General features: G+C 70.6%; 13 protein-coding genes. 6 read left to right on the forward strand and 7 right to left on the reverse strand.

Annotated elements, in window-relative coordinates:
- Positions 1-54: 54 nt before the first annotated feature.
- Positions 55-888 (forward strand): ABC transporter permease, encoded by an 834-nt coding sequence (locus tag EBE87_RS00280; RefSeq protein WP_120640584.1) that lies wholly within the window; start codon positions 55-57, stop codon positions 886-888.
- Positions 889-892: 4 nt separating this feature from the next.
- Positions 893-1657, forward strand: a complete 765-nt coding sequence (locus EBE87_RS00285) for an ABC transporter ATP-binding protein (protein ID WP_120640585.1) — start codon at positions 893-895, stop codon at positions 1655-1657.
- Positions 1658-1762: 105 nt separating this feature from the next.
- Here EBE87_RS00285 and mscL read toward each other — a convergent pair whose 3' ends face one another.
- Both mscL and arfB read right to left on the reverse strand, forming a co-directional pair.
- Positions 1763-2215, reverse strand: coding sequence for a large-conductance mechanosensitive channel protein MscL (mscL, locus tag EBE87_RS00290; protein WP_120640586.1), 453 nt, complete (start codon positions 2213-2215; stop codon positions 1763-1765).
- Between the two features lie 104 nt (positions 2216-2319).
- Positions 2320-2742, reverse strand: a complete 423-nt coding sequence (gene arfB, locus EBE87_RS00295; protein ID WP_120640587.1) for an alternative ribosome rescue aminoacyl-tRNA hydrolase ArfB — start codon at positions 2740-2742, stop codon at positions 2320-2322.
- Positions 2743-2851: 109 nt separating this feature from the next.
- On the opposite strand from arfB, the gene EBE87_RS00300 reads away from it, so the two are divergent.
- From EBE87_RS00300 to EBE87_RS00315, 4 genes are all read left to right on the forward strand, one after another.
- Positions 2852-4072 carry an MFS transporter gene (locus tag EBE87_RS00300; RefSeq protein WP_120640588.1) on the forward strand — a complete coding sequence of 407 codons (1221 nt, stop codon included), beginning with the start codon at positions 2852-2854 and terminating at the stop codon, positions 4070-4072.
- Between the two features lie 72 nt (positions 4073-4144).
- Positions 4145-5560 carry a M20 family metallopeptidase gene (locus EBE87_RS00305; RefSeq protein ID WP_120640590.1) on the forward strand — a complete coding sequence of 472 codons (1416 nt, stop codon included), beginning with the start codon at positions 4145-4147 and terminating at the stop codon, positions 5558-5560.
- On the forward strand, positions 5560-6192 hold the full coding sequence (locus tag EBE87_RS00310; protein WP_122139809.1) for a LysE family translocator: 633 nt from the start codon (positions 5560-5562) through the stop codon (positions 6190-6192). Before EBE87_RS00305 ends, EBE87_RS00310 begins: the two co-directional genes overlap by 1 nt.
- Before the next feature lie 62 nt (positions 6193-6254).
- Positions 6255-6725 carry a CreA family protein gene (locus EBE87_RS00315; RefSeq protein WP_120641051.1) on the forward strand — a complete coding sequence of 157 codons (471 nt, stop codon included), beginning with the start codon at positions 6255-6257 and terminating at the stop codon, positions 6723-6725.
- Here EBE87_RS00315 and EBE87_RS00320 read toward each other — a convergent pair whose 3' ends face one another.
- Genes EBE87_RS00320 through EBE87_RS00340 form a run of 5 tightly spaced genes read right to left on the reverse strand, consistent with a single transcriptional unit; the run spans position 6726 to position 12950 of the window.
- On the reverse strand, positions 6726-7718 hold the full coding sequence (locus EBE87_RS00320) for a GDP-mannose 4,6-dehydratase (protein WP_120641050.1): 993 nt from the start codon (positions 7716-7718) through the stop codon (positions 6726-6728).
- A 2-nt stretch (positions 7719-7720) separates the two neighbouring features.
- Positions 7721-8707, reverse strand: a complete 987-nt coding sequence (locus EBE87_RS00325; protein ID WP_120641049.1) for a GDP-mannose 4,6-dehydratase — start codon at positions 8705-8707, stop codon at positions 7721-7723.
- Between the two features lie 35 nt (positions 8708-8742).
- Entirely contained in the window at positions 8743-9957 is a 1215-nt protein-coding gene (locus EBE87_RS00330) for a glycosyltransferase (RefSeq protein ID WP_122139810.1), read from the reverse strand.
- Positions 9954-11063, reverse strand: a complete 1110-nt coding sequence (locus tag EBE87_RS00335) for a glycosyltransferase family 4 protein (protein ID WP_233553350.1) — start codon at positions 11061-11063, stop codon at positions 9954-9956. The genes EBE87_RS00330 and EBE87_RS00335 overlap by 4 nt, the downstream gene beginning before the upstream one ends.
- 6 nt (positions 11064-11069) lie before the next feature.
- Positions 11070-12950 carry a potassium transporter Kup gene (locus EBE87_RS00340; RefSeq protein WP_120639816.1) on the reverse strand — a complete coding sequence of 627 codons (1881 nt, stop codon included), beginning with the start codon at positions 12948-12950 and terminating at the stop codon, positions 11070-11072.
- Between the last annotated feature and the right edge of the window lie 116 nt (positions 12951-13066).

Genomic DNA, 13066 nt, shown 5'->3' on the forward strand with positions numbered 1-13066 from the left:
GCGCGGCGGGCGCGCTGGCGACATGGGCGGCGCACGTTGTATAGAGCCGCCGTGATGCAGCAGACCGCAGCCCTCCCCACCTATCACGTCAATGCCCGGGACCCGCAGCGCGGGGGCCGGGCCATGGCCGACCTCGCCACCGGCTTCGCCTCCTGGCGGCTGGCCTGGGCGCTGGCGCGGCTGGACCTCCGCAACCGCTATCGCGGCTCCGTCATCGGGCCCTTCTGGGTCACGCTCTCCACCGCCGTCATGGTGGTGGGCCTGGGGCTGCTGTATTCGCAGCTGCTGCGGCAGGACATCACGCTCTACCTGCCGCATCTGGCGGTCAGCCTGATCGTCTGGAACACCATCGCGGCCATGGTGCCGGATGCCACCAGCTGCCTGACCAGCGCGGAAGGCGTGATCCGGCAGCTGCCGCTGCCTCTCACCACGCATGCGCTGCGCAGCGTCTTCCGCAACGGCCTGTCCGCCGCCCATAGTCTGCCGCTGATCCTGGTTGTCTTCGCCGCCATGGGCCACTGGCCGGGGCTGGAGGCGCTGCTGGCGCTGCCGGGGCTGGTGCTGCTCGGCATCAACTCCCTGGCGGCCAGCCTCTTCCTTGGCATGGTCTGCGCCCGCTTCCGCGACATCGGCCAGATCGTCACCAACATCATGCAGCTGGCCTTCTTCATGACGCCGGTGATCTGGAAGGCCGACCTGCTCTCGAACCCCTCGGTGCTGCTGCTGAACCCCTTCTACCCGATGCTGGAGGTGATCCGCGGCCCGCTGGTGGAAGGGGGCGTCAGCCTGACGGTCTGGGGCATGGCGCTGCTCTACACCGCCATCCATTGCGGCATCGCCGCCGCCTTCTTTGTCCGCTTCCGCTCGCGCGTCGCCTTCTGGGTCTGATCACATGGCAAGCATCGTCGCGGAAGGGCTCAGCATCGAGTTCCCGCTGTATCACCTGGGCGCCCGCAGCCTGAAGAAGCGGCTGCTCTCCAAGGCGGCCATCCGGGTGCGGACGGATGAATCCAACCGCGTCGTGGTCTCCGCCCTGCGCGACCTCAACTTCTCCATCCAGCGGGGGGAGCGGGTGGCGCTGGTCGGCAGCAACGGCGCCGGCAAGACCACCCTGCTCCGCACCATCGCCGGCATCTATGAGCCGGTGGGCGGCGAGCTGACGGTGCAGGGCGAGATCGGCTCGCTGATCGACCCCGGCGCCGGCATGGACAGTGACAGCACTGGGCGGGAGAATATCCGCCTGCGCGGCCTCTACCGCGGCATGGACGATGCCTCCATCGCGGCCCTGGAGGAGGATGTCGCCGAATTCTCCGGCCTGGGCGAGTTCCTGGACGTGCCGACCCGCGGCTATTCCGCCGGCATGTCGGTGCGCCTGGCCTTCGCGATGGCCACCGCCATCGCGCCGCAGATCCTGCTGATGGACGAGTGGTTCCTGGCCGGCGATGCCGACTTCATGCAGAAGGCCGAGAACCGCCTGGTCTCGCTGGTCAACAACGCCGATATCCTGATCATCGCCAGCCATGACTTCGACATCGTCCGCCGCTGGTGCACCCGCGCCATCCGGCTGAATGCCGGGCGCATCGTGGCCGATGGGCCGGTGGACGAGGTGTTGGCCGGCATGGGCGTCGCACCGCCGCAGCCGCAGCCGGCCGTCTGAGCCGCCCGGCCTGCGACGCGGCGCCTGAATGGCGCAGGTGCGCCGGCCGCTATCCTGGAATTCTGCCTGACGCGGGCGCCGGCTGGGTGCCGGGGCCTTCTGGCCCTAGAGTGGCCGGCGGCGCAGCTCGTCGCGGATCTCGGCCAGCAGCACCTCGGTGGGCGTGGGGCCCGCTGCCTTCTTCTCGGCCTCCGCACGCAGGTTGAAGCGCGTCATCAGCTGGACCACCCAGAAGACGGCGAAGGCCACGATCAGGAACTTGATGCAGGCGTTGAGGAAGACGCCGATGCCCAGCACCACGGAACCGGCATTGCGGGTGGCCTCCAGCGTCGGCAGCCGCTCCCCCTTCACCACCACGAAGATGTTGGAGAAGTCGACGCCGCCGACCAGCAGGCCGATCAGCGGGTTCAGGATATCCTCCACCAGCGCGGAGACGATGGAGGTAAAGGCGGCGCCGATGATGATGCCGACCGCGAGGTCGACAACATTGCCGCGCGTGATGAAGGACTTGAACTGCTGCACCCAGCCTGGGGTCCAGCTTGGCGTGGAAGCGGACATCGAGGGCGCCTTTCCTGTCGTTCCACTTCTGTTATGAGTCCGAATCATTCCCTGGCATTACCAATCCTGCCGGGGACGGCCATGCTCCCGCATTTGTGCGCGGCTCAATCCTCGCCAGCCGGGCGGCCGCGCAGCCGCTTCACGCCGGCCGCATGCCGCTTCTCCTCCACCCGCTTGCGCTTCTGGTTGCGCGAGACTCGGGTGGCGATGCGCGGCACCGGCGGCACAGCGGCTTCCCGCAGCATCTCCAGCAGCCGCTCCCGCGCGTCCTGCCGGTTCTGCTCCAGCGAGCGGAAACGCTGCGCCGCGATCACCAGCACCCCGTCATTGCCCAGCCGCCGCCCGGCCAGCCGCGCCAGCCGCTGCTTCACCGGCTCCGGCAGGCTGGGAGAGGCGGCCACGTCAAAGAACAGCCGCACGGCGCTGGAGACCTTGTTGACATTCTGGCCGCCAGGGCCGGAGGCGCGCACGAAGCTCTCGCGCAGCTCTTCCTCCGGGATGGCGAGGCGGGCATTGATCTGCAGCATGGGATCCTGGCCTTAGCACGCCAGATGGCCCTGTGACACGATCGGGGGCGGACAGCGGCGCCGGGCGGGTCTAGGCTGGCGGCGAAACGACCAGCCGCAGGAGCCAGACATGGCCCGCCCCACCGTCGCCACGCGCCAGATCGCCTTCATCAACTTCGCCCATGGCGCCACGCATTACAGCCAGCTGATCCTGGCCACCGCCGTGCTGGGCATGCTGGGGGCGCCGGGCACCGGCTTCGGCACCGAATACGGGCCGCTGCTGGCGCTCGGCACCGCCATGTTCGTGGTCTATGGCCTCCTCACCCTGCCCATGGGCTGGCTGGCCGACCGGGTCGGGCGGCGTCGGCTGATGGTGATCTTCTTTCTCGGCACCGGGGTCTGCATGGCGGGCGCGGGCATGGTCTCCTCGCCGCTGCTGCTGGCCGTGGCGCTGGCGGCCATGGGGGGCTTCACCGCCATCTACCACCCCATCGGCACCGCCATGCTGGTGGAAGCGGCCGGCGACAAGGTCGGGCGCTCGGTCGGCGTCAATGGCGCCTGCGGCAACCTGGGCGTCGCCGCCGCGCCCATCTTCACCGCCCTGCTGGTGCAGGGGGCGGGCTGGCGTGCCGCCTTCATGGTGCCGGGGCTGCTCTGCTTCGCCGCCGGGCTGCTCTACCTGCGGCAAGGCCAGGCGGAAGGCGGCGGCGCCAGGAGCAACCGCCCCTTCCCGCCCATTCCGCGCGCGCTGGTGCGCCGGGCCGTCGTGGTGCTGCTGGGCATCGCCGCGGCCTCGGGCTTCGTGTTCAACGCCTTCACCCTGCTGCTGCCCAAGCTGCTGGAGGAACGGCTGTCCGGCAGCGCCGGGCTGCTGCCGGTGATCGGCGCGCTGGCCTTCGTGGTCACGCTGGGCGGTGCCGCGACGCAGTTCACCGTGGGGCGGATGATCGACCGGCTGACGCTGCGCCGCGTGTTCCTGCCCATGGCGGTGGTGCAGATGCCGCTGATGCTGCTGCTGTCCTTCGTGGGCGGCTGGTGGGTGCTGCCGATCGCGGCGGGGCTGGCGGCCTCCATCTTCGGCCAGGTCACGGTGAACGAGACCATGACCGCCCGCTACATCGCCCCGGCCCTGCGGGCGAAGCTCTATTCCATCCGCTTCTTCATCGCCTTCATCGGCGCCGCCGCCGCGCCGCCTGCGGTGGGCCTGCTGCACGACGCCACCGGCAACCTGGGTGCGACCCTGCTGGTGCTGTCGGTCTTTTCCGCCGTGATCCTGCTCTGCGCCCTGGCCTTCCCGGACCGCAAGGAGGAGCTGCAGCCGGAACTCTGGGCCACCGTGCCCGCCGAATGAGCTGCCCCCCGGTTGCCCCGGCGGCTTGGCCGTGGCAGCCATGCGGGCATCTTTTCGCCGGAGCACCACAGCATGAGCCGCGACGCCGCGATCCAGGGCAGCCTTGCCCTGCTGGAAAACGGAACCTTCCGCACCGACCTCGCCCGCCGCGTCGCCTTCCGCAGCGAGAGCCAGAACCCCGCCAGCGCCGCCGCGCTGGACGCCTACCTCACGGATGAGATGGTGCCGCTGCTGCGGGAGATGGGCTTCGGCACCGAGATCGTGCCCAATACCGTGCCCAACCGCGGTCCCTTCCTGATCGCCAAGCGGGTCGAGGACGCGGCGCTGCCGACCGTGCTGATCTACGGCCATGGCGACGTGGTGCATGGCCAGGACGCGCTGTGGCGCGAGGGCCTCTCCCCCTGGGAGATCGTCGAGGAAGGCGAGCGCTGGTACGGGCGCGGCACCGCCGACAACAAGGGCCAGCACAGCATCAACCTGGCCGCGTTGGGCGAGGTGCTGCGGACACGCGGCGGCAGGCTCGGCTTCAACACCACCGTGCTGCTGGAGATGGGCGAGGAATCCGGCTCCCCCGGCCTCGCCGCCATCTGCGCGGCGCGCAAGGAGGACCTGCGCGCCGATGTGCTGATCGCCTCCGACGGCCCGCGCCTGGCGGCGGATACGCCCACCATCTTCCTGGGCTCGCGCGGCGCCTTCAACGTGGGGCTGGAACTGCGGGCGCGGGACCGCGCGCATCATTCCGGCAACTGGGGCGGCGTCATCCTGAACCCGGGCACGGTGATGGCCAATGCCATCGCCTCCATGGTGGACGGCAACGGCCGGCTGAAGGTGGAAGGGCTGCTGCCGCCGCCCATCCCCAACAGCGTCCGCGCCGCGTTGGCCACCCTGAAGGTCGGCGGCGGCGAGACCGACCCCGAGATCGACGCGGACTGGGGCGCCGAGGGCCTGACGCCCGCCGAGCGCCTCTTTGGCTGGAACACGCTGGAAGTGCTGGCGCTGGGCGCCGGCAATGCCGATGCGCCGATGAATGCGGTGCCGGCCTTCGCCAAGGCCACCGTGCAGCTGCGCTACGTCGTCGGCACCGATGCCGCCAACATCGTCCCGGCCATCCGGGCGCATCTGGACGCGCATGGCTTCGGCATGGTGCAGATCGTGGAAAGCGACCGGGAAGCGGCGCCCGCCACGCGGCTCGACCCCGATTCGCCCTGGGTGCGCTGGGCCGTGGGTTCGGTGAAGCAGACGCTGGGCCGCGCGCCGACCATCCTGCCCAACCTGGGCGGCAGTCTGCCCAACCATGTCTTCGCCGATATCCTGGGCCTGCCGACGCTCTGGGTGCCGCATTCCTATGCCGCCTGCTCCCAGCACGCGCCGGACGAGCACCTGCTGGTGCCGGTGGTGCGCGAAGGGCTCGCCATGATGGCCGGGCTCTTCTGGGATCTGGGCGAGAACGCGCCTTCGCGCGTGGGCGAGAACGCCCCCCGCGCCTGATGCCGGAACTGCTGGCCGCCGCCGGGCTGGCCGGCTTCATCTACGGAATCTCCCCGGGGCCGGCGGTGCTGGCCCTGCTGGGGCTTTCCGCCGACCGCGGGCGCGGCGCCGCGACACGCTTCGTCAGTGGCCTGCTGGCGGGGGATGCACTCTGGGCGCTGCTGGCGCTGGTGGCCATCCTGGGCGCGCAGACCATCGGCACGCTGGTCTTCGACCTGCTGGGGCTGGTCTGCGGCGCCTATCTCTTCTGGCTGGGCTGGGGCGCGCTGCGGGCCCGGCCGCGCGCCGAGGGCGCGGCGCCGGCCATCCCGCGCCCGCTGCTGCGCGGCCTCGCCTTCGGCCTGACCAATCCCAAGGGCTATCCGGTCGCCGTCGCCACCTTCACCGCCCTGCTCAGCAGCCGCTCGTCCCTGCTGCACTGGGGGCTGCTGCCGGCACTGGTGCTGGCGGCGGTGGCGGGGTCCTTCCTGGCCTATGGCATCTTGGTGCTGTTCTGCGGCATGGCGCCGATGCGGCGGCTCTACCGGCGGCACGAGGTCTGGATCAACCGCGCCTCGGGGCTGATCTTCATCGGCTTCGCGCTGCATGCCCTGGCGCAGGCGCTGCCGGGCCTCGCTGCCGCCTGGCGCTGAGCGGCGGATTGCGCGGCGGCGCTTCCGCCCTCATCTCTGGCACCGAAGCTGGAGAAACCACCATGCGTATCATCCACGGCCTGCTCGCGGCCGCCCTTGCCCTGCCCTTTGCCATCCCGGGCGCCCGGGCCCAGACCCGCGTGGGCGAGGTCAGCACCACCTTCCGCATGGTCGGCCCCAACGACAAGGTGGTGGTGGAGCGCTACGACGACCCGCGCGTGCCCAATGTCTCCTGCTACGTCTCCCGCGCCGATACCGGCGGGCTGTCGGGCTGGGTGGGGCTGGCGGAGGACCCCTCGCGCTTCAGCCTGGCCTGCCGCGCGACGGGGCCGGTGGCCATGCCCAGCGGCATCCCCAAGAACGAGTCGGTCTTCCGGCAATCCGCCTCGGCGCTGTTCAAGGCGCTGACGGTGACGCGCATCATCGACGAGGAGAAGCGCGTGCTGGTCTATCTGATCACCAGCACCAAGATCATCGACGGCTCGCCCTATAACAGCGTCACCGCCGTGCCGGTGGACGCCCCGGCGCGCTGATCAGGCGGCGCCCGCGGCGACGCGGGCGCGCCAATCAGCCAGCACGGTGTCCAGCGTCTCGTCCCAGCTGGTCCCGGGCCGCCAGCCGAGGGCCTCGCGCAGGCGGGTGGCATCGCCGGCGGTGCGCAGCACATCGGTGGGGCGCAGGCGGGCGGCATCCTCCTCCACCCGCACGGCGACGCGGCTGCGGCGCAGCAGCGCCGCCAGAATGTCGCCGATGCGGCGCGACGTGCCTGAGGCCACGTTGAAGACACTGCCTGCGGGCAGTTCCGGCGCCGCCCGCAGCACCAGGGCATAGGCGGCGCAGACATCGCGCACATCCAGGAAGTCGCGCCAGCGGTCGAGCGCGCCGACCCGCATCACCGGCTCCTGCAGGCCGGCCTCGATGCGGGCGATCTGCCGCGCGAAGGCGGAGATCACGAAATTCTCCGACTGCCCCGCCCCGGCATGGTTGGAAGGGCGCATCCGCAGGCAGCGCAGCCCGCGCAGCGCCATCTCGCCGAGCGCGATGTCGCAGGCGGCCTTGCTGGCGGCATAGGGGTTGGCCGGCTGCATCGGCGCCAGCTCCGTCAGCGGCGTTTCGATGTCGCGGAAGGAGAGGCCATAGACCTCGGCCGAGGAGATGAAGAGAAACGGCGCCTGCGGCGCGTGGCGCATGGCGGCCTCGGCCAGGCCGATGGTGCCCAGCAGGTTCATCCGCCAGGTGCGGCCGGGATGGGCGAAGGATTCGCCCACCGCGGCCTGGGCCGCCAGATGCACCACGGCATCCGGCGCGGCATCCCGCACCAGCGCATCCATGTCCTCCGGCCGCTCGAGGTCGAGCGGCAGCAGGGCATCGGCCCGCAGCCCCTCCGGCAGGGCTTCCGGCACGCCGGTCCGGCCGGTGGCCAGCAGCGCGGCGCCAGGGAATTCCTGCCGCAGCCGGGGCAGCAGGTGGCGGCCGACAAAGCCGGTCGCCCCCGTTACGAGGATACGCTGTGGCGCAAGGGCCATGGTCAGGCGGCCGCGATCCGCGCCTGGTGCCGCTTGATATCGGCGTCCACCATTTCCTGCACCATCTGCTCCAGCGAGGTCTCGGGCTTCCAGCCCAGCTTCGCCTCGGCCTTGGCAGGGTTGCCGTGCAGCACCTCAACCTCGGCGGGGCGCAGGAAGGCGGGGTTCACCGTCACGTGCTTCTCGTAGTCCAGGCCGGCATGCGCGAAGGCGATGCGGCAGAACTCGCGGACCGTGGTGGTGCGGTTGGTGGCGACGACGTAATCGTCCGGCACCTCCTGCTGCAGCATCAGCCACATCGCCTGGACATAGTCCCGCGCATGGCCCCAGTCGCGCTTGGCGTCCAGGTTGCCCAGCGGCAGCTCATCGGCCAGGCCCAGCTTGATGCGCGCCACGCCGTCCGTGATCTTGCGGGTCACGAATTCCAGGCCGCGCAGCGGGCTCTCGTGGTTGAACAGAATGCCGGAGGAGGCATGCAGGCCGAAGGATTCGCGGTAGTTCACCGTCATCCAATGGCCGTAGAGCTTCGCCACCGCATAGGGGCTGCGGGGGTAGAAGGGGGTCTTCTCGTCCTGGATGGGCTCCTGGATCAGCCCGTACATCTCGGAGGAGGAGGCCTGGTAGAAGCGCGCTTTGGGCGCCACCAGCCGCACCGCTTCCAGCATGTTGCCGACGCCCAGCGCCGTGACGCTGCCGGTCAGCAGCGGCTGGGTCCAGGAGGTCTTCACAAAGCTCTGGGCGCCGAGGTTGTAGACCTCGTCCGGCTTCGCCTCTTCCAGCACCCGCAGCAGCGAGGAGAGGTCGGTCAGGTTGCCGTCCAGCATCGTGACCTTGCCGGCGATGCCCAGCCAGCGCAGGCGGGAATCGATCACTTCGGAGGAGGCGGAGCGGCGCAGCAGGCCGAAGACCTCGTATCCCTTGCTGAGCAGCAGCTGGGAAAGATAGGCACCATCCTGGCCGGTGATACCGGTAATCAAAGCGCGAGGCATGTCAGCGGGTCCCGACTTTACAAGGGCAGGGTTTCTTAACGAGGCAGTCCAGCCTGGGCCAGACCTTCAGGCGTGTTTTTGCCTTGCCGAAGCAGTGAGCGATAAGCCGGCAGCGAAAAGTCCACCGGCACGGGATAGCGGTTCCGGGGCCGTTCCGCGAGAGCCTGGAGCGCGGCGGCGGCGGCGTCGAGATCGGGCTCGGCCCAGCGGGCGCCGGGGATATCGTAGATCTCCTGCGGGTCCTCGGCCGGCACCAGGCTGCAGGGCACCAGCACGGCATCCGGCCCGTGCATGAAGTCCAGGTTGCCGGACCAGCCGGTGGCCACCACCGGGCGGCCCAGTACCATGGCCTCCGCCATGGCGAAGCCATAGCCTTCCGCCCGGTGCAGCGAGAGCAGGCAATCCGCCGTCGCCATCAGGGCCCAGAGGGCGGGGCGGGAGAGATGCTGCTCCATCACCCGCACATTCGGGCGCGCGGCAGCCGCGGCGGCGACCTTCGCCCAGCCCGGCCCGGCATCGGCGGTGGCATGGGTCTTGATGACCAGGATGCGGTCCGGCCGGTCCCCGAAGGCGCGGCGATGCGCCTCGATCGCTCCCAGCGGGTTCTTGCGCGCCAGGGAGGAAGTGGCGTCAAACACCGTCAGGGTGACGAAGGCCTCCTCCGGCAGGCCGAAATCGGCGCGCGTCATGGCGGCGGGCGCCGGGCGCGGCAGGATGGGATAGGGCACCACCCGCACCGGCGGGCAGCCGGGGGCGGCGCGGCAGGCCTCGGCGACGAATGCGGTGCCGACCCAGATCTCGTGGCAGCAGCGGAAGCCCCGGTGCCAGTCCGCCGGCAGCAGCGGCAGTTCCCAGTTCCAGACGGCGACCACGCGCTTGCCCGCCACCGCCCGCTTGCCCAGCACCTTCAGCGCCCAGGGCAGCATCGGGCCATTCACATGCACCAGCAGCGTGCCCGGCCCTTCCGGCACCGGCTGCAGCGGGCGGGCGCCTTCCGGCCCGGCGCGCTGGCGCAGCGGGCCGGTCAGGTCGGCCTCATGCGGCGCCAGCCCGGCTTCGCGCAGCCCGGCTGCCAGGCGGCGGGTGGCGGCGCCGAGGCCGGTGGCGGCGCTGAAATAGCCCGCCACCGCCAGCACCCCCTGCCCGTCCGGCTCCGGCCGGTCGATGCGCGGGGCCAGGGCCGCCATGGCACCGAAGAGTGCTTCCCGCCGCAGCTTGCGCGGCAACAGCGTCCAGATGCGGCGGATCATGCCTCCGGCCTCCTGGCGGGGTGCAGCCAGGGGCGGATGCCATCCAGCAGCGTGGCGGCCTGGGCGTCCCAGTCCATCAGCGCCTCGCCATGCCGCAAGGCGCCGGCGGCTAGCCGGGCTTGCAAGGCCGGGTCCATGATGCGGGCCATGGCCGCGGCCAGTGCCTCGGGCGTGGCGGCATCAGCCAGCAGGCCGGTATCGCCATCCCGCACCTGTTCCGACAATCCACCCACCGGCGTCGCCACCACCGGCACGCCGCAGGCCAGGGCAATGGGCAGCACGCCGGACTGGCTGGCTTCCCGGTAAGGCAGCACCACCGCATGGGCGGAGCCAACCAGGGCGGGGATCTCGTCATCCCCCACCCAGCGCGGCTCCACCGTCACGCCCGGCAGGGCGGAAAGGCCGGGAGCGGCGGCCTCGATATCCCCCTGCCCCACCACCCGCAGCGTGGCATCGGGGTGGCTGCGGTGCAGGATGCGCAGCGCGTCCCGCAACAGGTCCAGGCCCTTGTAGGCACGGATGCGGCCGAAGAAGAGGAAGTCATGCGCCGGCCTGGCAGCGGCCGGCGGCTCGCCCGGCAGATGCGCCCCCAGCGGCAGGCGGAACAGCGGCAGCCCCGGTGCCCGGGCGCGGATGGCGGCCTCCACGGCGCCGGACAGCACCACAGCGCCGCGCGCCGCCGCCAGGTCCCGCCGCAGACCCCAGTTCCAGGCAAAGGCGGGGTCGCCGGGATGCGGCGTGGCGTCGTGCAGGATGGGAACATAGGCGATCCCGGCCCGCTGCAGCGCCGGCGCCACCAGCGGCGTCCAGAGATGCGGCATGGCGGAGACAACCACATCCGCCCCGAACCGCTGCGCCTGCCGCACCAGCCGCCGCGCCAGCCGCGGCACGCGGGCGAAGCCCAGCACGAAGCCCGGCAGGCCGCGGTAGGTGGCGACGGCATCGCAGGACGGGCCAAGGGCCTGGAATTCCCGGATCAGGTCGCCTTCCCGCGACACCGAGAGCGCCAGCGACACATCCGGCCGCACCATCAGCCCGCGCGCCAGACAGAGCGCGAACTGCGCCCCGCCGCCACGCCGGCCCCAGTACCAGAGCAGGACGCGCAAGGCGGCTCAGATGGCCACGCGCACGCCGAGCTCCACCACGCGGTCGCTCGGGATGCGGAAGAATTCGGTGGCCGGCAGGGCGTTGCGGCTCATCACCGAGAAGAGCGCCTGCTGCCAGCGGGAAAGCTTGGGCACGGCGGCAGCCACCAGGGTCTCGCGCCCCAGGAAGTAGCTGGCCTGCATCGGGTCGAAATCGACTCCGGGCAGGGATTCCAGCTCCCGCGGGATGTTCGGGCTTTCCTGGAAGCCGTAGTGCAGGATGACGCGGTGGATGCCGGGGGCCATTTCCGTCACCTCCCGCCGCTCCGCCGCCTGGGGCACGTCGTCGTTGATCACGGTGACGAAGAGCACACGCTCATGCAGCACCTTGTTGTGCTTCAGGTTGTGCAGCAGCGCATTGGGCAGGTAGTCGGCCTGCCCGGTCATGAAGACGGCGATGCCCGGCACGCGCAGGGTGCGCGACTGCGGCAGGCGGGCCAGGAAGGACTTCAGCGGCAGGCTGTCCTGGCGGAAGCGGTCGAAGAGCAGGTCGCGGCCCCGGCGCCAGGTCAGCATCATGGTGAAGAGCACGGCGCCCAGCACCAGCGGCACCCAGCCGCCATCCGGCACCTTCAGCACGTTGGAGATGAAGAAGCTGAGGTCCAGCAGGAAGAGCGGCACGGTGATGGCCGCGACCGACAGGCGGGACCAGCCGAAGCGCCGCCGCAGCACCATGCCGGCCAGCATGGAGGTGCAGAGGAAGGTGCCGGTGACGGCGATGCCATAGGCGGCGGCGAGGCTGTCGGAATTGTGGAAGGACAGCACCAGGATCACCACGCCGATCAGCAGGGCGTAGTTGATCTGCGGCATGTAGATCTGCCCTTCCTCGGTTTCCGAGGTGTGGCGCACCACAAGCCGCGGCAGGAAGCCCATCTGCACGCATTGCCGGGCGATGGAAAAGGCGCCCGAGATCATGGCCTGGCTGGCGATGATGGTGGCCAGGGTCGCCAGCACCACCAGCGGCAGCCGCAGCCATTCCGGCGCCAGCAGGTAGAAGGGGTTCTCCAGCGCCAGCGGGTTGGCCAGCAGCAGCGCGCCCTGGCCCAGGTAGTTCAGCGTCAGCGAGGGCAGCACGAACCACAGCCAGGCGAAGCGGATGGGGCGGGCGCCGAAATGGCCCATGTCGGCATAAAGCGCCTCCGCCCCCGTCACCGCCAGCACGACCGAGCCCAGCGCCACGAAGGCGGCCAGCTTGTAGCGGACGCAGAAGGTCAGGGCATGGTGCGGGCTGAGCGCCACCAGCACCTCCGGCTCCTTGATCAGCTCGATCAGGCCCAGGATGCCGAGGGTGGCGAACCACACCGCCGTGATCGGCCCGAAGACCTTCCCCAGCCCGTGTGTGCCGCGATACTGCACCAGGAAGAGCCCGACCAGGATCACCAGCGAGATCGGGATCACGACACTGTCGAAGACCGGCGAAATGGTGTGCAGGCCCTCGACGGCCGAGAGCACGGAGATGGCCGGGGTGATGATGCCGTCGCCGAAGAACAGCGCCGCGCCGATGATGCCGGCCAGCACCACCAGCCGGCGGGAGCGGTCCGATCGCGCGACGCGCTGCGCCAGGGCCATCAGGGCCAGGATGCCGCCCTCCCCCCGGTTGTCGGCGCGCAGCACCAGCAGGACGTATTTCACCGTCACCACCAGGATCAGCGACCAGAAGATCAGGCTGAGGACGCCCAGGATCTCCCATCGCTCCAGCCCGTCGGCGGAGAAATGCAGCAGGGAGGCACGCAGCGCGTAAAGCGGGCTGGTGCCGATGTCGCCAAAAACCACGCCCAGCACCCCGAGCAGAAGCGCGGGTGTCAGGGGACGGGTGTCGGAAGATGGATCTGGAGCGGACACGGCCATGCTGCTTTGGTGCAGCCGGAACGCATAGGGGTTCGGGGGGTTGCCGCGCAAGCTCGGCGCCCGGAAGGCCGGGGGCTGCCCCGCCAGGGCAAGGACGTGGCGAGGCCACGATCCGG

The organism is Teichococcus wenyumeiae, assembly GCF_003696345.1.
Classification (GTDB): domain Bacteria; phylum Pseudomonadota; class Alphaproteobacteria; order Acetobacterales; family Acetobacteraceae; genus Pseudoroseomonas; species Pseudoroseomonas wenyumeiae.